The organism is Microbacterium sp. ARD31 (assembly GCF_031844425.1).
On sequence record NZ_JAUZVE010000058.1, the window covers coordinates 1 to 18,081 of the forward strand.

At 73.1% G+C, this 18,081-nt stretch carries 11 protein-coding genes and 1 tRNA gene; 7 read left to right on the plus strand and 5 right to left on the minus strand.

What is annotated here, in order from left to right; genetic code table 11:
* Positions 1 to 593 (plus strand): 2-C-methyl-D-erythritol 4-phosphate cytidylyltransferase (locus Q9S36_RS45330; protein ID WP_311291334.1); only part of this gene is annotated, 593 nt, incomplete at its 5' end.
* Here Q9S36_RS45330 and Q9S36_RS45335 read toward each other — a convergent pair.
* Positions 580 to 1,257 (minus strand): 2-C-methyl-D-erythritol 4-phosphate cytidylyltransferase, encoded by a 678-nt coding sequence (locus tag Q9S36_RS45335; protein WP_311291335.1) that lies wholly within the window; start codon positions 1,255 to 1,257, stop codon positions 580 to 582. The genes Q9S36_RS45330 and Q9S36_RS45335 overlap by 14 nt on opposite strands.
* On the minus strand, positions 1,257 to 1,754 hold the full coding sequence (gene ispF / locus Q9S36_RS45340) for a 2-C-methyl-D-erythritol 2,4-cyclodiphosphate synthase (RefSeq protein WP_311291336.1): 498 nt from the start codon (positions 1,752 to 1,754) through the stop codon (positions 1,257 to 1,259). The genes Q9S36_RS45335 and ispF overlap by 1 nt, the downstream gene beginning before the upstream one ends.
* Positions 1,755 to 1,791: 37 nt before the next feature.
* Between ispF and Q9S36_RS45345 the strand changes: the two genes are divergently transcribed.
* Positions 1,792 to 3,309, plus strand: a complete 1,518-nt coding sequence (locus Q9S36_RS45345) for a molybdopterin-dependent oxidoreductase (protein ID WP_311291337.1) — start codon at positions 1,792 to 1,794, stop codon at positions 3,307 to 3,309.
* Positions 3,310 to 3,312: 3 nt separating this feature from the next.
* Here Q9S36_RS45345 and Q9S36_RS45350 read toward each other — a convergent pair whose 3' ends face one another.
* Positions 3,313 to 4,515, minus strand: coding sequence for a C39 family peptidase (locus tag Q9S36_RS45350; protein ID WP_311291338.1), 1,203 nt, complete (start codon positions 4,513 to 4,515; stop codon positions 3,313 to 3,315).
* Positions 4,516 to 4,706: 191 nt separating this feature from the next.
* Between Q9S36_RS45350 and Q9S36_RS45355 the strand changes: the two genes are divergently transcribed.
* The 4 genes from Q9S36_RS45355 to Q9S36_RS45370 all read left to right on the plus strand — a co-directional run bounded on the left by Q9S36_RS45355 (position 4,707) and on the right by Q9S36_RS45370 (position 14,851).
* Complete coding sequence (locus Q9S36_RS45355) at positions 4,707 to 10,904, plus strand: ExeM/NucH family extracellular endonuclease (RefSeq protein WP_311291339.1); 6,198 nt, start codon at positions 4,707 to 4,709, stop codon at positions 10,902 to 10,904.
* A gap of 79 nt (positions 10,905 to 10,983) precedes the next feature.
* The gene (gene cysS, locus Q9S36_RS45360) at positions 10,984 to 12,387 is read left to right on the plus strand and encodes a cysteine--tRNA ligase (protein ID WP_311291340.1); all 1,404 of its coding nucleotides are present in this window, start codon (positions 10,984 to 10,986) and stop codon (positions 12,385 to 12,387) included.
* A 2-nt stretch (positions 12,388 to 12,389) separates the two neighbouring features.
* Entirely contained in the window at positions 12,390 to 13,355 is a 966-nt protein-coding gene (rlmB, locus tag Q9S36_RS45365; RefSeq protein WP_311291341.1) for a 23S rRNA (guanosine(2251)-2'-O)-methyltransferase RlmB, read from the plus strand.
* Positions 13,352 to 14,851, plus strand: coding sequence for a hypothetical protein (locus tag Q9S36_RS45370; protein WP_311291342.1), 1,500 nt, complete (start codon positions 13,352 to 13,354; stop codon positions 14,849 to 14,851). The genes rlmB and Q9S36_RS45370 overlap by 4 nt, the downstream gene beginning before the upstream one ends.
* Here the strand turns inward: Q9S36_RS45370 and Q9S36_RS45375 are convergent.
* A complete protein-coding gene (locus Q9S36_RS45375) occupies positions 14,835 to 16,043 on the minus strand; it encodes a DUF4032 domain-containing protein (protein WP_311291343.1) in 1,209 nt (402 codons plus the stop codon). The two genes, Q9S36_RS45370 and Q9S36_RS45375, sit on opposite strands and share 17 nt — an antisense overlap.
* A 47-nt stretch (positions 16,044 to 16,090) precedes the next feature.
* The gene (locus Q9S36_RS45380; protein WP_396653971.1) at positions 16,091 to 17,932 is read right to left on the minus strand and encodes a glycoside hydrolase family 13 protein; all 1,842 of its coding nucleotides are present in this window, start codon (positions 17,930 to 17,932) and stop codon (positions 16,091 to 16,093) included.
* Between the two features lie 50 nt (positions 17,933 to 17,982).
* On the opposite strand from Q9S36_RS45380, the gene Q9S36_RS45385 reads away from it, so the two are divergent.
* A tRNA-Thr gene (locus tag Q9S36_RS45385) sits at positions 17,983 to 18,054 on the plus strand.
* The last annotated feature ends 27 nt before the right edge of the window (positions 18,055 to 18,081 follow it).

Sequence of the window (18,081 nt, forward strand, 5' to 3'; positions counted from 1 at the left end):
GTGCTCGCCTCCTGAGCAGCAACGACACCGACCGAGGCCCCTGGGACGACGATCCCGGGGGCCTCGGTCTCGTTCTGGACGAGGGCCGCGGCTCGCTGCCCTTCGCCCTGATCCACGGCGAGGCGCTGGTGGCGTGCGCGGCCTGGGCGCTGGGCGAGGCCGGCGTGCGCATCGTCGACGCGACCGTCGCCTGGGAGGCGATCGTCGAGTCCGGCGAGGACCTCGTGCTCCACGACGCGCTCTGCCCGATGACACCCCCGGCCTTCATCGCCGCCTGCCTGGAGCGGGCCCGGTCCACGGGACGCCCGGTGGTGGGCGTGCGCCCGGTCACCGACACCGTCAAGGAGGTGTCCGGAGCCCTGGTCGGCGAGACGCTCGACCGCGACGCGCTGCTCGCGGTCACCTCCCCTCTGGTGGTCCCCGCGGCCGTGCTCGCGGAGCTGGCGGACCGCCCCGACGTCGACCTGGTGCGGGCGGCGGCCGAGCTCGCCGCCGCCGGTCACCCGGTGGCGACCCTCGCCGCGCCGCCGGAGGGGCGCCGCGTCTCCTCGACCGAGGACGTCCGGGTGCTCGACGCACTCACCGCGGGCTGAGCTCCGCCGCCAGGGCGACGTCCTCGGGGAAGGTCACCTTGAGGTTGAGCGCGCTGCTCGGCACCGCGGCGACCGCGACCCCCCGGTAGGCCGCGACGCACCCGGCCGTGTCGGTGGCCTCGAAGGCGTCGTCGGCTGCGGCGCGGTAGGCGGCCAGCAGCTCGCCGGCGCGGAAGGCCTGGGGGGTCTGGACCCCGCCCACCTCCTCGACCACCGGGGTCAGGTCGGTGTGGACCAGGTGGGTCACCGGCGCGACCGGGATCGCCCCACCGACCTCCCGGGCGGCCTCGACGACCTGCCGCCACAAGGCCGGACCGGCCAGCGGGCGGGCGCCGTCGTGGACGACGACGACGTCGACGTCCCCGCTGGTGATGTCGTCGGCGAGGACGCGGATGGCGGCCCACTCGGAGGCGTGGCGCGTCGCGCCGCCGTCGACCACGAGCACCTCGCGGTCTCCGAGGTGCGGGGCGACGGCCTCGGCGACGGCCGTCCGGTCCTCGGGCCGCACCACGAGCACGAGACGTCGTACGTCGTCGAGGGCCAGGGCGTCGCGCACCGACCAGACCAGGACCGGCACGTCGCGCAGGGGGAGCAGGACCTTGTTCACCGCGGCCCCGACCCGGCTGCCCGAGCCGGCCGCGAGGATGACGACGGCAGCCGGCATCAGCCGGTGACCAGCGCCGTGGCGATCGCCGCGACGCCCTCGCCCCGGCCGGTGAGGCCGAGCCCGTCGGTCGTCGTCGCGGACACGCTGACCGGGGCGCCGACAGCCTCGGAGAGGGCCGCAACCGCCTCCTCGCGGCGCGGCCCGAGCCGCGGCACGTTGCCGACGACCTGCACCGCGACGTTGCCGATCTCCCAACCGGCAGCCCGCACCCGGCGTGCGGTCTCCGCCAGCAGGGTCGCCCCCGAGGCGCCGGCCCACTCGGGCTCGGACGTGCCGAAGTTGCTGCCCAGGTCGCCGAGGCCGGCGGCGGACAGGAGCGCGTCGCAGGCGGCGTGCGCGGCCACGTCGGCGTCGGAGTGTCCCTCCAGGCCGGCCGGCTCGTCGGGCCAGGCCAGCCCGGCGAGGTGCATGGGCACACCCGCCACGAGCCGGTGCACGTCGGTGCCGATGCCGATGCGGGGTCCCGGTGTCGGTCCGGTGGGGGCTGAGGTCACCTCGGCATCATGCCCGAGGGTTCGCAACAATGGTCCCGTGACCACTCGCCGCCTGCCCTGGGCCGTGGCCGGCATCGTCGCCGGCCTGGCCGGGCTCGCCACCAGCTACGCCACGGCCATGGTGCTCACCATCCGCGAGTCGCCGGTGGTCGCCGTCGCCGAGGGCGTGATCCGGCTGACGCCGGGTGCGGTCGCCGAGCGGGCCATCTCGGTCCTGGGCCACCTCGACAAGCCGGCGCTGGTGGTCGGGATCGTGGTGCTCCTGACGGGGTGCTTCGGCGTCGCCGGGCTGCTGGCCCGCACGTCGTGGTGGCTGCCGGTCCCGGTGTGGACCCTCCTGGCCGCGGTCGGGCTCGTGGCCGTGGTGACGCAGCGCGGCGCGGGCCCGGCCGACGCCCTGCCGGTCGTCGTCGGGCTGCTGACCTGGATCACCGTCCACTCCGCCTTGACCGACGCGCTGCGCCGCGAGCAGCGGCGACCCGACCTCGGGTCGCGCGAGCGGCGGGTGTTCCTCGTGGTGGCCGGCGTCGTCTCGGTGGCGTCGCTGGGCATCGCGGTCGCCGGTCGGTTCGTCGGCGCCGGGCGCCGGCACGTCGAGGTCAGCCGCCGGCTCCTCCGCATCCCGGGGGTCACCCGCCGCCAGGCGCCCGCCGCCACCTCGCTCGGGCTGGCCGGGGTGTCGCCGTGGCAGACACCCAACGAGGACTTCTACCTGATCGACACCACCATCGCGAAGCCCACCATCGAGCCCGAGGACTGGACGCTGCGCATCCACGGGCTGGTCGAGCGCGAGATCGAGCTGACCTTCTCGGAGCTGGTCGCGCGGCCGATGACGGAGTCGTGGATCACCCTCAGCTGCGTCAGCAACGAGGTGGGCGGCGGGCTGGTCGGCAACGCGCGCTGGAGCGGCGTACGCCTCGCGCCGCTCCTGAGCGGGCTCGGGATCAGCGACGAGGCCGACTGCGTGCTGCAGACCTCCCACGACGGCTGGTTCTGCGCGACGCCGCTGGAGGTCCTCACCGACGAGCGCGACGCGATGCTGGCGGTCGCGATGAATGGCCGCCCGCTGCCGATCGAGCACGGCTTCCCCGTGCGCACCGTCGTGCCGGGGCTCTACGGCTACGTCTCGGCCACGAAGTGGGTCGTCGACCTCGAGGTGACGACCTTCGAGAAGGCCGTCGGCTACTGGACCACCAAGGGCTGGTCGGCCGAGGGGCCGGTCAAGATCGCCTCGCGCATCGACGTCCCGCGCTCGGGCGACGACGTCGAGGCCGGGCCGGTCTCGATCGGCGGCGTCGCCTGGCACCAGCACACCGGCATCGCCGCGGTCGAGGTGCAGGTCGACGGCGGCGCGTGGCAGCGCGCCGAGCTCGGCGAGGTCCCGTCGGTCGACACGTGGGTGCAGTGGGCCGTCACCGTCGACGTGCCCGAGGGCGACCACGAGGTGCGGGTGCGTGCGATCGGCCGTGACGGAGACACCCAGACCAGCGTCGTGCGCGCGCCCGACCCGGACGGCGCGACCGGGCTGCACACGATCGAGATCAGCGCGAGCTGACCCCTAGCCGTTGCGGATGACGTACGCCGTCCCGCCGGAGGCCGCGATCCAGAGCCGCTCGAGCTGCGCGCGGTCGTAGACGCGCCGCACGTCCGCGTTGGTCGCCCCGGCGGGGTCGTTGACCACGACGTCGCCGTCGGCCTCGAAGCCGACGACCACGAGCAGGTGCCCGTTGCTCGACGAGATCGGCGCGCCGGTGAGCTGCTGGCGACCGAAGGCGATCGAGATGACCAGCGGGACCCCCGCGGCGATGTGGTCCTCGGCCTCGCGCAGGTCGCGCAGCCGGGTGACGTAGGAGTCGCCGGCGACGAGGGTGGCGGCGTAGGCGGTGTTGAAGGCCCAGTTCCCGGTGCCGTCGTAGCCGTGGTCGTAGACCATCCGCGCGGTGTGGTCGACGACCGCGTCCGCGTGGCCGGGCGCGATCCCGCGGGGGGCCGGAGAGATGCCGTGGTAGGCGAGCACCATCGCGGTCGAGGCGGCCGAGCACCAAGCCTCCCCGCCGTTGCCCCACTGCGGGTAGTGCCCGGAGTGGACCATCTGCGAGTAGGCCGGCACGGGCAGGACGGTGCCCGCCGCGGGGCCGGGCTGCGACGTCGGCCGAGGCGCGGAGGCGTCCGCGGTGGCCACGGCGCCCACGCGCTCGAGGCTGACGGCGAGGGAGCTGCCCCGCGGGCGCAGGAGGGTCACCCGCAGCTGCCAGGAGGCGACCGACGTGGTGGCGTACCACGTGTCGACGCTCACCCGGCCGAGGTCGTCGGGCTGGCCGGAGTACGTCGTGCGCGGCAGCTGCCTGTTCAGGCGCGACCAGTCCGCGACGGTGTCCCACGTCCCGGTGGTGCCGTCGGCTGCCCGGCCTCGGACCTCGACCCGCACCAGGCTCCTGCCGGGCGTGGTGGCCTCCCAGGAGGGGATGAGCGCCGTCGCTGCGAAGGGCTGGGTCGCCCACGGCGAGGTCCAGGTGCCGGCGTCGTACGCACGCCCGGCGAGGGTCCGGGTCCGGGGCTCGAGCAGCGAGACGCTGCCGCGGCCGAGCTTGAGGCCCTTGCGGGTGCCGGACTTCAGCTCGGCGTAGCTGCCCCACGAGATGAGCTGGACCTGCGGCGTCGCGCGCTTCCTGGCGTCCCCGGCGCCCGCGGTGGCGGGAGCGTGGGCGAGCAGGAGGCCGACGAGAGCGAGGGCGAGGGCGCTGGCAAGACGTCTGGGCACGGTCGACGATAACCCGCTGGGCCACACCCGTCACACGAGTCACAGGACCGGGTGGCACTACGGCCAATGTTCACGAAAATGTCCCCACGGACTGTGGGGAGGTTTGTGGCCTCTTGTCAGTGCCGCCGCTTAGTCTGCGCACGGCCGCCAATTCGGGTTCTCCTGCGGCCCCAGATCCAAGGGATCCCGCCTTGCCCGCACGCACCCTCCGCACCGCGCTCCACCTGACGACCCTGACGGCCCTGGTCGCCGCTCCGCTGGCGGTGGGACCCACCGCTCCGGCGAGCGCGAGCGTCTCGTCCGCGATCTCGTCCTTCCCCTACACGCAGGACTGGTCGGGGCTCACCGCCACCAGCACCTGGGCCGACTTCCCGGGGGTGGAGGGCTTCACGACCGGCACGTCGATCGCGGCGTCCAACCTGCCGAACACGACCGACGTCGGCACCCTGACGGCCGAGGGGACGCTGACGTCCAACCTCGTCGTCCGCACCGGCACGGCCGCTCCCAACGGCGACTCCAACGGCGGCGTCCTGGCCTACCCCAACATCGCGAACAAGACGGTCGCGCTGAGCGCGACGGGCAGCGTGACGACCCCGCTGCTCGCGTTCCACCTCGACACGACCGGCCGGGCCGGCTTCAGCGTCGACTACGACGTCCAGGACCTCGACAGCAGCGCCGACGACCAGCCCACGCGCGTCGCCCTCCAGTACCGCGTCGGCACCTCCGGCGCCTACACCAACGTCCCGTCCGCCTACGTCACCGACGCGACCACGGCAGCCAACACCACGGTGACCTCCACCCACGTCTCGGCGACGCTGCCGGCCGCGGTCGACGGCAAGGCCGACGTGTTCCTGCGCGTGATCACGCTGGACAACGCGTCGGGCAGCAACGAGCACGTCGGCATCGACAACATCACCATCGCCGCCGGCGGTGCGCCGGCGCCGCTCGCCGCCACCGACCCGGGCGACAGGTCCGGCTACGTCGGCAAGCCGCTCGCGCCCTTCACCCTGCAGGCCAGCGGCGGCGCATCGCCCTACAGCTGGACCGCCACGGGGCTCCCGGCCGGCGTCTCGGTGAGCAGCGCCGGCGAGGTCTCCGGCACGCCGACCGAGACCGGCACCTTCGCCGTGACCGCGACGGCGACCGACGCCGCCGGTGCGACCGCGAACGCCGAGTTCACCATCGCCGTGTCCGAGGTCCCGGTGAAGCCGTTCCGCACGATCACCGAGATCCAGGGCGAGGGCGACGCCTCGCCCTATGCCGTCTCCGGCCCCGCCGCCGACGTCTCGACCGAGGGTGTCGTCACCGCCCGCTACCCCGACGGCGGCCTCAACGGCTTCGTCATCCAGACCCCCGGCTACGACCCCGCCGACGACGCGACCCCCAACGCCTCGGACGGCCTGTTCGTCTACCAGGGCTCCAGCCCGAGCTACTCCCCGCCCGCGATCGGCGACCACGTCACCATCGCCAGCGGCCGGGTGACGGAGTTCTTCGGCCTCACCCAGGTGACCGTGACCGAGGGCGCCTTCGTCGACGCGCGTCCGGCCACCGCCGACGAGGCGGTCACGCCCGGCACCGTGCTCCCCGGCACCGACTGCAGCCTCATCGAGGTCGGCGAGGGCGCCACCACGGACTGCCTCACCGGCGCTGCACTCTCGGCGGTGCGCGAGAAGCACGAGTCGGAGATCTTCCAGCCGACCGCCCCGTTCACCGTCAGCGACTCCTACGACGGCAGCCCCTGGGGCGCGCCGTTCAACGGCAACTCGTCGAGCAACTTCGGCGAGATCGGCCTCGCGGCGGGAGAGACGACGCCGCTGCTGATCCCGGTCGAGGAGGCCAACCCGGCCACCGAGCGCGCCGAGTACGACGCGCGGGTCGACCACAACTTCGCCAAGCGGATCACCCTGGACGACGGCGCCACGGTGTCGATCAGCGGCAGCAACAACACCGGCGTCGCCTACCCGTGGCTCACCAAGGCCCACACCGTGCGCGTGGGTGCCGCGGTGACCTTCCCGAAGCCGGTGGTCTTCGACTGGCGCAACGGCGTGTGGAAGGTCTACCCGCAGACCCGCGTCCAGCCCGGCACCACCGGCTCCGACCGGGTCGCGATCGAGCAGGACCGCGCGCAGCACGCCACCCCGGACGAGGTGGGCGGCAACGTCAAGATCGCCACCTTCAACATGCTCAACTACTTCGTGCACCCGGCCCAGGACTGGGACGACCTGCCCAACGACGCCATCGGCACGAACCGCAGCTGCTCCTACTACTCCGACCGCCAGGGCAACCGCATCACCGCCCGTGAGTGCACGTGGCGCGACCTGCGCAACAACCCGCCCTCGACCCTGCCCGACATCGGGCCGCGTGGTGCCGCCACCGAGGCCAACCTGCTGCGGCAGGAGGGCAAGGAGGTCGCCGCCATCAACACGATGGCCGCGGACGTGATGAGCCTCGAGGAGGTCGAGAACCCGGTCAAGCTCGGCTACGCAGACCGCGACCTGCCGCTCAAGCGCCTCGTCGCCGCGCTCAACGCCGACTGGGCGGCCGACCACCCCGCGGAGGACCCCGCGCTCGGCCCGCGCTGGGCCTACGTTCCCAGCCCGCGCCCCGAGGCACAGCCGACGATCGCCGAGCAGGACGCCATCCGCAACGCGTTCATCTACAACCCGCGGGTCATCGAGACCATCGGCCGCTCGCAGATCCTGCTCAACTCCCCGGCGATGCGCAACGCGCGTGAGCCGCTCGCGCAGGCCTTCCGGCACGTCGACGGCACGCGCGACGACGGCTTCATCGTCATCGTCAACCACTTCAAGTCCAAGGGCGGCCCCGACGACGAGAGCACCGTCGCCGGCACGGACAACGCCGACGCCGGTCTCGGCGCCGGGTTCTACAACGGCGACCGGGTCCGCCAGGCGCGCGCCCTGGCCGAGTTCGCGGACACCGTCTCCTCCGACAAGGGCATCGCGCCGGTCTTCATGACCGGTGACTACAACGCCTACGGCGCCGAGGACCCGGTCCGCACCCTCGAGGCCGCCGGGTTCACCAACCTGGAGCCGGCCGACGGCAGCACGTCGTACTCCTTCGGCGGGCTCGCCGGCTCGCTCGACCACGTCTTCGCCAACGAGGCCGCCCACGACCTGGTGGCCGGCGAGACGATCTGGCAGATCAACGCCAACGAGCCGATCTACTACGAGTACTCCCGCTACAACTACAACGTCGCCGACCTCTTCGACGGCGCGATGCCGTTCCGGTCCTCCGACCACAACCCGGAGATCGTCGGCATCGACGCACCGACCAGCTCCGCACCGGCCGACGTCGACACCGTCCAGGTGCTCGCGTCCAACGACTTCCACGGTCGGCTCCTCGACGACCCGTCCAGCGCCTCGGCCGGTGCCGCGGCGATGGCGGGCGCGGTCAAGGGCCTGCGCGCCGAGAACGAGCACACCGCGTTCGTCATGGCCGGCGACATCGTCGGCGCCTCGACGTTCGAGTCGTTCATCCAGAACGACAAGCCGACCATCGACGCGATGAACGAGGCCGGCCTCGAGGTGTCCGCCGCGGGCAACCACGAGTTCGACCAGGGCTACGACGACCTGATGGACCGCATCATGGCGCCCTACAACGCCGAGACCAATCCCGAGGGCGGCGCCGACTGGCCCTACATCGCCGCCAACGTCCGCGACGCGGAGACCGGCGAGCACGCCCTCGACACCGGCCGGACCGACGGCCACCACGCGCACTCCAACGGCGCGACCTGGTGGAAGGAGTTCCCGGCCCTCGCGGGCGGTGCCGGCATCAAGGTCGGCTTCGTCGGCGCGGTGACCGAGGACCTCGACTCCCTGGTCGCACCGTCCGCCATCGCCGGCCTGGAGATCACCGACGTCGTCGAGGAGGTCAACACCGCGGCGGCCGCCCTCAAGGCCGACGGCTGTGGCGGCGAGGCCTGCGACCTGGTCATCGAGCTCGTGCACGAAGGGGCACCGAGCCCGAGCTGCGCGACGATCAAGGAGGACGAGGACTCGACCTTCGGACAGATCGTCCACGGCGCGAGCACCGACGTCGACGCGATCATCTCCGGGCACACCCACCTGAAGTACAACTGCGCGGTCGACGTCGACGAGACCTCGATCGACCGGCCGGTGGTCTCCGCCGGCCAGTACGGCGCCTACCTCAACCAGCTCGAGTTCGACTTCGCGCCCGGCACCGCCGAGCTGGTGGGCATCCGCCAGCACGTCCTGGCGATGAAGGACTACGACGAGGACGCCGACACCGCGGCCATCGTCGACGCAGCAGTCGCGGTCGCCGACGAGCGTGGCGCCGAGGTGCTCGGCCAGGTCGCCGGCCCGTTCAAGCGGGCGCGCCGGGTCGACACCCAGACCGCGGGCAACCCGGTCGTGGAGAACCGCGGTGGCGAGTCGACCCTGGGCAACCAGGTGGCCGAGATCCAGCGCTGGAAGACCGGCGCCGACATCGGCGTGATGAACCCGGGCGGCCTGCGCGACGACCTCGTCGGCACCGGCGACGGGCCCGGCCCCGTCACCTACCGCGAGGCGGCCAACGTCCAGCCCTTCGCGAACACGCTGGTGACCGTGGACCTCACGGGCGCCCAGCTCGAGCTGCTCCTCGAGCAGCAGTGGCAGCGCGACCCCGACGGCAACATCCCGTCGCGGCCGTTCCTGCGACTGGGCACCTCGAAGGGCTTCACCTGGACCGAGGACTCCTCCCGCGCGGAGGGCGACCGGATCACCGGCATGTGGCTCGACGGCGTCGCCATCGACCCGGCCCGGACCTACACGGTCTCGGCGAACAGCTTCCTCGCATCCGGCGGCGACAACTTCCGGGCGCTGACGGAGGGGACCGACAGGCAGGACACCGGGTTCACCGACCTGCAGGCCACGGTCGACTACCTCGAGGCGTTCACGGCCGAGGGGCCGCTCGCCGTCGACCACGCCCAGCACGGCATCGGAGCTCGCGTCACGGGCGGCCCCTTCGGCGCCGGCGACACCGTCACGGTGGCGCTCGACTCGCTGTCGATGACCGGTGGCGGCACGTCCGCCGAGGTCACCGACGTGACCGACTCGTCCGTGGTCGTGTCCCGCGGCGGCGTCGACCTCGGCACCTTCCCGGTGGCGACGTCGCTGCCCACCACGCCGTACGACGTCCCCGGCACCGCCTCGGCCAGCTTCACGCTGCCCGCCGGCCTGCCCGCCGGCACGACCTGGTTCACGGTCACCGGTGCCGCCACCGGGACGACCGCCCGGATCCCGGTCGAGGTGGTCGACGAGCGCGCGGACTCGACGGTGACCGGCACGGCCGCCGACATCACCTGGGGCCAGGCGGGCTCGGTGTCGGTGACGGTGGCCCCGGCCGCCGACGGTGGCACGGTCGAGCTCTACGACGGCACCACGAAGATCGGCGAAGGCACCCTGACGGGCGACGCCGCGACGATCGAGGTCCCTGCTGGGGCGCTCGAGGTGGGCAGCCACACGCTGACCCTGGAGTTCCTGGGCACCGACGCGGTCAAGCCCTCGAGCGGCGAGGTCGCCGTGACCGTGGTCATGGCGCCGTCCACGGTGTCCGGCACGGCCGACGACATCACGTGGGGCGAGGAGGGCTCGGTGTCGGTGACGGTGACGCCCGCCGCGGCCACGGGGTCGGTCGAGCTCTACGACGGCGCCACGCGGCTCGGCCAGGCGACCCTGTCCTCCGGCTCCGCCACCGTGGCGGTCCCGGCGGAGGCGCTCGCGCCGGGTGAGCACACGCTGACCGTCAGGTACCTCGGAGACGCCCGCCACGCGGCGAGCGAGGCTCCGGTGACGGTGCGGGTCACCAAGGTGCCGACCACGGTCTCGGCCCGCGACACCACGATCCAGTGGGCCAAGGGGGGCTCGGTGCAGGTCACCGTCGCGCCGCCCGGTGCGACCGGCACGGTCGAGCTCCGCGACGGCACGAGGCGGCTCGCCACGGCCACGCTCGTGAACGGCGAGGCTCGCCTCGCGATCGCGTCCAAGGCGCTCGACATCGGGCGGCACACGCTGACCGTGGCCTACCTGGGGTCGCCCACCCACGCGGCCTCCCAGGGCACCGTCACCGTGGTCGTGACCAAGTCCAGGCCGGCCGTCACGGTCGCGGAGCCGACGGCGATCAAGGCCGGGCAGAAGGCCACGATCCGGGTGGAGGTGGCTGCTGACGGCCACACCCCGACCGGTCTGGTGCTCGTCCTGCTCCGCGACGGCGCCAAGCACGCCGAGGTGCTCACCACCCTCGACGACGGCCGGGCGACCGTGCGCCCCAGGATGGCCAGGGCGGGCCTCTACGACGTGACCGTCATCTACGGAGGCGACCGGGGCACGCTGCCGGGTGGGGACACCACGCGGCTGCGGGTGAGGTGACCCCCACCCGCTGAGCCGGCCAGGGTCCCGGGTCACCGTCGAGGTGGCCCGGGACCGCAGGGCCCCTAGACTCTGCCGGGTGACTCTGAGGCTCCACGACACCGCGACGCGCGAGGCCCGCGACTTCGTCCCACTCGTACCCGGCAAGGCGGGGATCTACGTGTGTGGCCTCACCGTGCAGTCGGAGCCGCACGTCGGCCACGTGCGTTCGGCGGTGAACTTCGACGTGCTCCGGCGCTGGCTGACGGCGACCGGCCACGACGTCGACTTCATCCGCAACGTCACCGACATCGACGACAAGATCCTGGCCAAGTCGGCCGAGCAGGGCGTCCACTGGTACGCCCTCGCCAGCGCGATGAAGCGCGAGCTCGACGCGGCCCTCGCCTCGATCAACGTGCTGCCGCCGACCTACGAGCCCGGCGCCACCGGACACGTCCCGGAGATCATCGAGCTGATCGATCAGCTCGTCGCCCGCGGGCACGCCTACGCCGCCGATGACGGCAGCGGCGACGTCTACTTCGACGTGCGCAGCTGGCCGTCGTACGGCGAGCTGACCCGCCAGCGCGTCGAGGACATGGAGCCCGCCGGCGACGCGGACCCCCGCGGCAAGCGGGACCCACGCGACTTCGCCCTCTGGAAGGGGTGGAAGAAGGAGAGCGAGCCCTCGACCGCGGCCTGGCCCTCCCCGTGGGGACCGGGTCGCCCGGGCTGGCACATCGAGTGCTCGGCGATGGCGGGCAAGTACCTCGGCCCGGCGTTCGACATCCACGGCGGCGGCGTCGACCTCCGCTTCCCTCACCACGAGAACGAGCAGGCCCAGTCGCGCGCCGCCGGCCGCCCGTTCGCGTCGTACTGGCTGCACAACGCCTGGATCACCACGGCCGGAGAGAAGATGAGCAAGTCGCTCGGCAACTCCCTGCTCATCCCGTCGGTCCTCGAGCGCGTGCGCGGGATCGAGCTGCGCTACTACATGGTCGCGGCCCACTACCGCTCGCACGTGGAGTTCTCGTTCGAGGCCCTGGACGAGGCGGCCAAGGCGTTCCGGCGCATCGAGGACTTCCTCGACCGCGCGGCCCCCGCCGTCGGCAGCTGGTTCGCGGCGCTGCCCGACGCCTTCGTGGAGGCGATGGACGACGACCTCGGCACCCCGGCCGCGGTCGCGGTGATCCACGATGCGGTGCGCGAGGGCAACCGCCTCCTGGCCGCCGGTGACTCCGACGAGCTGGGCCGGCGGTTCGGCGAGGTGATCGCGATGCTCGACGTGCTCGGGCTCAACCCGGCCGACCCCACGTGGGGGCGTGGCACGCGGGGCGACGACCGGCTCACCGACGTGGTCGACGCCCTGGTGCAGGGCCTGCTGGCCGAGCGGGCGGCTGCTCGCGAGGCCAAGGACTGGGCGCGCGCCGACGCCATCCGTGACCAGATCAAGGCGGCCGGTGTCGAGGTCGAGGACACCCCGTCCGGACCGAAGTGGAGCGTGTGACCGTGGCTGGCAATTCCAAGCGCAAGGGCGCCATCAAGAAGTCCGGCAAGGGCAACCCCACCGCCGGCTCCGGGGGCCGGGTGCGCCGCGGGCTGGAGGGCAGGGGCCCGACACCGAAGGCGAAGGACCGGCCCTACCACCAGGCCCACAAGGCCGCGAAGCGTGCGGAGAAGGAGAAGGCGACGCGTCCGAAGCGGCGCACCACGTCCGACGCCGAGTGGGCCGCGGGCCGCAACTCCGTCGTCGAGCTGCTGCAGGCCGGCGTGCCGGTCGCGGCGATCTACGTCGCCGAGGGCGCCGAGCGCGACGGCCGGATGCGCGACGCGTTCCGCCTCGCCGCCGAGCGGGGGCTGACCATGCTCGAGGTCACCCGCAGCGAGATGGACCGGATGACCGGCGGCGCCGTCCACCAGGGGCTCGCCGCCCGGCTGCCGGCCTACGAGTACGCCCACGCCGACGACCTGCTCGACCGGGCCCGCGACAACAAGGAGCCGGCGCTGATCGTCGCGCTGGACCAGGTCACCGACCCGCGCAACCTCGGCGCCGTCATCCGCTCGGCCGCTGGCTTCGGCGCCCACGGCGTGCTCGTCCCGGAGCGGCGGGCCGCGGGCATGACCGCCTCGGCATGGAAGACCAGCGCAGGAGCCGCGGCGCGCCTCCCCGTCGCCCAGACGGTGAACCTGACCCGGCAGCTCAAGGCCTACCAGGACGCCGGGTGCATGGTCGTGGGCCTGGCCGCCGATGGGGACCTCTCGCTGCCCGAGCTGGTCGCCCCGGGCGGGCTGGCCGAGGGGCCGCTCGTCGTCGTGGTCGGCTCGGAGGGCAAGGGCCTTGGCCGCCTCGTGGCCGAGACGTGCGACCAGATCGTGTCGATCCCGATGGCCGGCCAGCTCGAGTCGCTCAACGCCGGCGTGGCCGCCTCGGTCGCCCTCTACGCGATCTCGCAGGCGCGCCTCGCCGAGGGATGAGCCTGCCGCACCGGCTCCTCGCCGGCGTCGTGCTCGTCACCCTGAGCACGGCGCTCGGCCTCGTCGTCGCGGTCTCCCTCTTCCTGACCAGCAGCCGCACGGTCGTTCTCGTGGGGCACGACACCGTCGTGCGCCCGACGCTGAGTGGCGACGCGATCGTGCAGACGGGCCCGCTGCTGCCGGACTTCCGCTTCCGCGACGTCGGACCGGTGGGCGTGACGCTCAGCCTGGGCAAGACCGAGGTCGGCTCCATCGAGGAGCTCGTCGAGCGCTACGCCTTCATCGCCACCGACCCGACGGCGCAGGTCGGCAAGGTGCGGGACGTCGTGGTGGACATGGCTGTCTCGGCGGCGTTGCGCGGCCTCGGCGTGGGGCTCGTGCCGGTGGCGGTCTACCTGCTGCTGGGCCGGCACCGGCGCGGCCAGCTGTTCCGCGGGCTCCGCACCCGGCAGGGGCTCCTCGCGTTCGCGCTCCTGCTCTGCCTGCCGGTGCTGGTCTGGCAGCCGTGGGAGGCCGACGAGGAGACGCAGGAGGAGCAGGGCACCTGGCAGACCCTGGCGGAGCTCGCCGGGCCCGAGGTCGAGCTGCCGGAGGAGACCCGCGACATCGAGGTGCGCACCGGGCCCGTCACGACGCAGACCAAGCGGCTGGTGCTCAGCGCGATCGACACCTACGACAGGAGCCGGGAGTTCTACTCCACGGCGGCCGAGGGTGCCGCCGACCTCGACCTGCGTGAACCCGAGGACGACGAGACCGTGGCCCTCCTGGTCAGCGACCGCCACGACAACATCGGCATGGACCGCGTCGCCCGGGCGGTGGGCGAGGCCGCGGGCGCGACGGTGGTCCTCGACGCCGGGGACGACACCTCGACCGGGCAGCCGTGGGAGGCGTTCAGCCTCGACTCCCTGGCCGGCACCTTCGAGGACTGGGAGCGGCTCGGCGTGGCCGGCAACCACGACCACGGCACGTTCGTGAGCACCTACCTGGCCGACGAGGGGTGGACGATGCTCGACGGCGAGGTCGTCGACGCGCCGTGGGGCGGCACCGTGCTGGGCGTCGACGACCCGCGCTCCAGCGGACTGGGCAACTGGCGCGACGAGTCCGGGCTCAGCTTCGCCGAGGTCGGGTCCCGGGTCGCCGACGCGGCGTGCGACGCCGACGAGCCGATCAGCACGATCCTGGTCCACGACGCCAACCTCGGCCGCGAGGCGCTCGCCCGCGGCTGCGTCGACCTCGTGGTCGGCGGCCACACCCACGTGCACTCGGGGCCCGACGCCGTCGAGGGCGAGAACGGGGCCACCGGCTACACCTGGACCAACGGCACCACCGGCGGGGCGGCGTACGCCATCGCGGTCGGCAGCAAGCCGCGCCGCGACGCGGAGGTCAGCCTGATCACCTACGCCGACGGGCGGCCGGTGGGCCTGCAGCTGGTCCGGCTGCGCACGGACGGCAGCTGGGTCGTCGGCGACTGGACGCCGATCACTCCTGCCCCGTGATCGCCTCGTCGGGCTTGCGGGTGAGGAACCGGTCGATGTAGTCGCGCGCGGTCTCGTGGATGCCGACCTCCTCGCCGGCCTGCTCGGAGAGGTACCACCGGTGCTCGAGGATCTCGTGGAAGATCTCGGCCGGCTCGAGCTTGCCGGTCGCGTCGGGCGGGATCATCGCCATGATCGGCTCGAAGATCTCGTGCATCCAGCGGCTGGCGACCAGGTGCTTGTCCTCGCGGCCGAGGTCGAAGTGCGCGGTGTAGGACGCGAGGTCGTTGAGCAGCCGTCGCGCCTGGTTGTCCTCGACCGTCATCCCGGTGAGCGACTGGATCTCGCGCGAGTGGTGGCCCAGGTCGACGACCTTGGGCTGGATCCGGATCGTGTCGCCGCCGAGGTCGGTGACGATGTCGAGCTCGTCGACGTCGAAGCCCAGGTCGTTGAGCCGTTCCACGCGCCGCTCGATCCGCCACATCTCGTCGGCCCCGAACTCCTCGAGGTCGGTGAGCTCGCGCCACAGCGCCTCGTAGCGGTTGCGCAGGTGCTCGACGATCGCGAAGCCGTCGATCGGTCGCTTCACCGCGCCGCTCGCGCTGAGGTCCATGAGCTCGGCGAAGATGTTCTCGCACCCGACGGTGATGTCGTACTCACGCATCCGGTCGCTCACGGCCTCGTGCAGCTCACCGGTCTCGGCGTCGACGAGGTAGGCGGCGAACTCGCCCGCGTTGCGGCGGAACAGCACGTTGGAGAGCGAGACGTCGCCCCAGAAGAAGCCCGCGAGGTGCAGCCGCACCAGCAGCACGACGATGGCGTCGATGAGGATCGGGACGTGCTCGGCGTCCATGCCGCGGCTGAACAGGCTGCGGTAGGGGAGCGAGAACTGCAGGTGCTGGGTGATCAGCGCCGCCGGGAGCTCCTCGCCTTCGGCGTCCTCGCGGCCGGTGACGACACCCTGGGGGACGACGGCCGGCATGCCCATCCGCTGCAGGTCGCGCAGCATCCGGTACTCGCGGAAGGCGATCTCGTCCTGCGTCTCCTTCACGGCGTACACGCGGTCGCGCAGCCGCACGATCCGTACGACGTGCCGCGACAGGCCGCGCGGGAGGGGGACGACCACGTCGTCGGGCCACTCCTCGAGCGGGGTGTCCCACGGCAGGCCGAGGATCGCCGGGTCCGGCCGGCTGGCGACGATCCGCATGGCCATGCGCTGACACTATCCGTCCCTGCTGGACGGCGGGAGCACCTGCGCGGCTACTCCGCTGCCAGCGCCCAGACGTCGAGCCGGGGTCCGTCGGCCACCGGCACCTGCACGCCTCCGGCGCCCGCGACGAGGTCGGCGCCCCCCGGCTCCGAGCCGAACAGGTGCACCCCGGCGGGCAGCGGCAGGTCGACGGCCGGCCCGGCGGCGCGGCGGGCGACGACGAGCACCGACCCGGACCCGTGCTCGCGGACGTAGGCGATCGTGTCGGCGTCGGCGTGCGCCCAGCGCAGGCCGCCGCGGCGCAGCGCCGGTCGGGCACGCCGCAGCCGCGCCAGGTCGCCGTACGTCGCCAGAGTGGTGCGGTCCCAGGACTCCGGGCGGTCCCACGGCATGGGGCGACGCGCGTCCTCGCCGGTCACGCCCTCGAGACCGATCTCGTCGCCCGCGAAGATCATCGGGACGCCGGGCAGGGTGAACTGCAGCCCTGCCGCGACGCGGTGCAGGGCGCCGTCGCCGCCGACGAGCGTGCGGATCCGCGCGGAGTCGTGGGAGCCGAGGATGTTCCAGCTGTTGGCGGTCGCCCGCCAGCCGAGGGTGCCCTGCCACGCACGGAAGGTCTCCACGACGGTCGCGCCGTCGCGCCGCGGGACGGGCAGCGGCCGACCGAACGGTCGCGCCGGTGAGGCCGGGTCGCGCAGCCAGGACCACACCGGCCACGAGAAGCCGGAGTAGTTCATCGTGCCGTGCCAGCCGTCCCCGTCGACGTCACCGGTGGCGTCGTGGTTGTGCTCGCCGATGACCCACGGGTCCTCGCGCAGCTCGGCGGCCGTCGCGCGGGCGGCGCGGGCCACCTCGTGGGCGACGTCGATGGGTCCCAGCCGGCCCGTCATGTTCGCGACGTCGATGCGCCAGCCGTCGACGTCGTAGGGCGGCCTGAGCCAGCGCCCGACCACCGAGTGCGGCCCCTCGACCATCGCGTGCCGGACGTCGTGGTTGGCGTGGTTGATCTTGGGCAGCGTGCCGTGGCCCATCCAGCACGCGTAGGTGCCGTCGTCCGCGAAGTAGTAGAAGGAGCGGTGCGGGTCCTCCGGGTCGTCGACGGCCGCCAGGAACCACTCGTGGGTGTCGCCGGTGTGGTTGGTGGTGAGGTCGCCCAGGATCCGCCAGCCGCGGGCGTGGACGGCCCCGCTGAGCCGGGCGTACGCCTCGTCGCCACCCAGGAGCGGGTCCACCTCGGTGAACGTCGTGGCGTTGTAGCGGTGGTTGCTCTCGCCAGGGAAGACCGGCGTCGTGTAGAGGATGTCGGCGCCGACCTCGGCGACGTGGTCGAGGTGCTCGGTGATGCCGTCGAGGTCCCCGCCGAAGAGCTGCATCGGGGTGCGCGGGTCGTCGGGCTCGAAGGCCACCTCCTCGTCCCACGCGGCCGGCAGCGCCCAGTCCGGGCTGGGCCGGTCGACGGCTGCCGCCGACCGGGCGAAGCGGTCCGGGAACACCTGGTAGACGACGCCGTCGCGACCCCAGTCGGGGGCGGCGGGATGGGCCGCGAGCCGGAAGTCGGCGGCGTCCGGCCCGTCGTGGCCCACGAGGCCTGCTCCGGTGAGCCACTCCTGCGACCCGTCCGGCCGCTCGAGCAGGAAGCGGTAGTGGGTCACCGGGTTGTGGACGAGCAGTCCGCCCTCCCACCACGTGGTCGCTCCGTCCGCGGCCGGCTGCATCTCGACGTACACCGGCTCGGCGTCGTACGTCGTGCGCAGCCAGACGGCGCGCACCGGGTCCTCGGCGCTCGTGCGCACCCGGACCGGCACCGTGGTGCCGAGCACGGGGGCCTCGTCCGCGACGTAGAGGGGGGAGCCGTCGTGGTGGGGCAGGTGGAGGAGGCTCACGGGGCCCATCCTTCCAGCCGCCCGGCCGCTGACTAGGATTGCCGGGCTGTCCGCAGCACGCCGCGTTAGCTCAGGGGTAGAGCACCAATCTTGTAAATTGGGTTGCGAGAGTTCGAATCTCTCACGCGGCTCGGTGTCGGTGGCCCTTCATAGGGTCC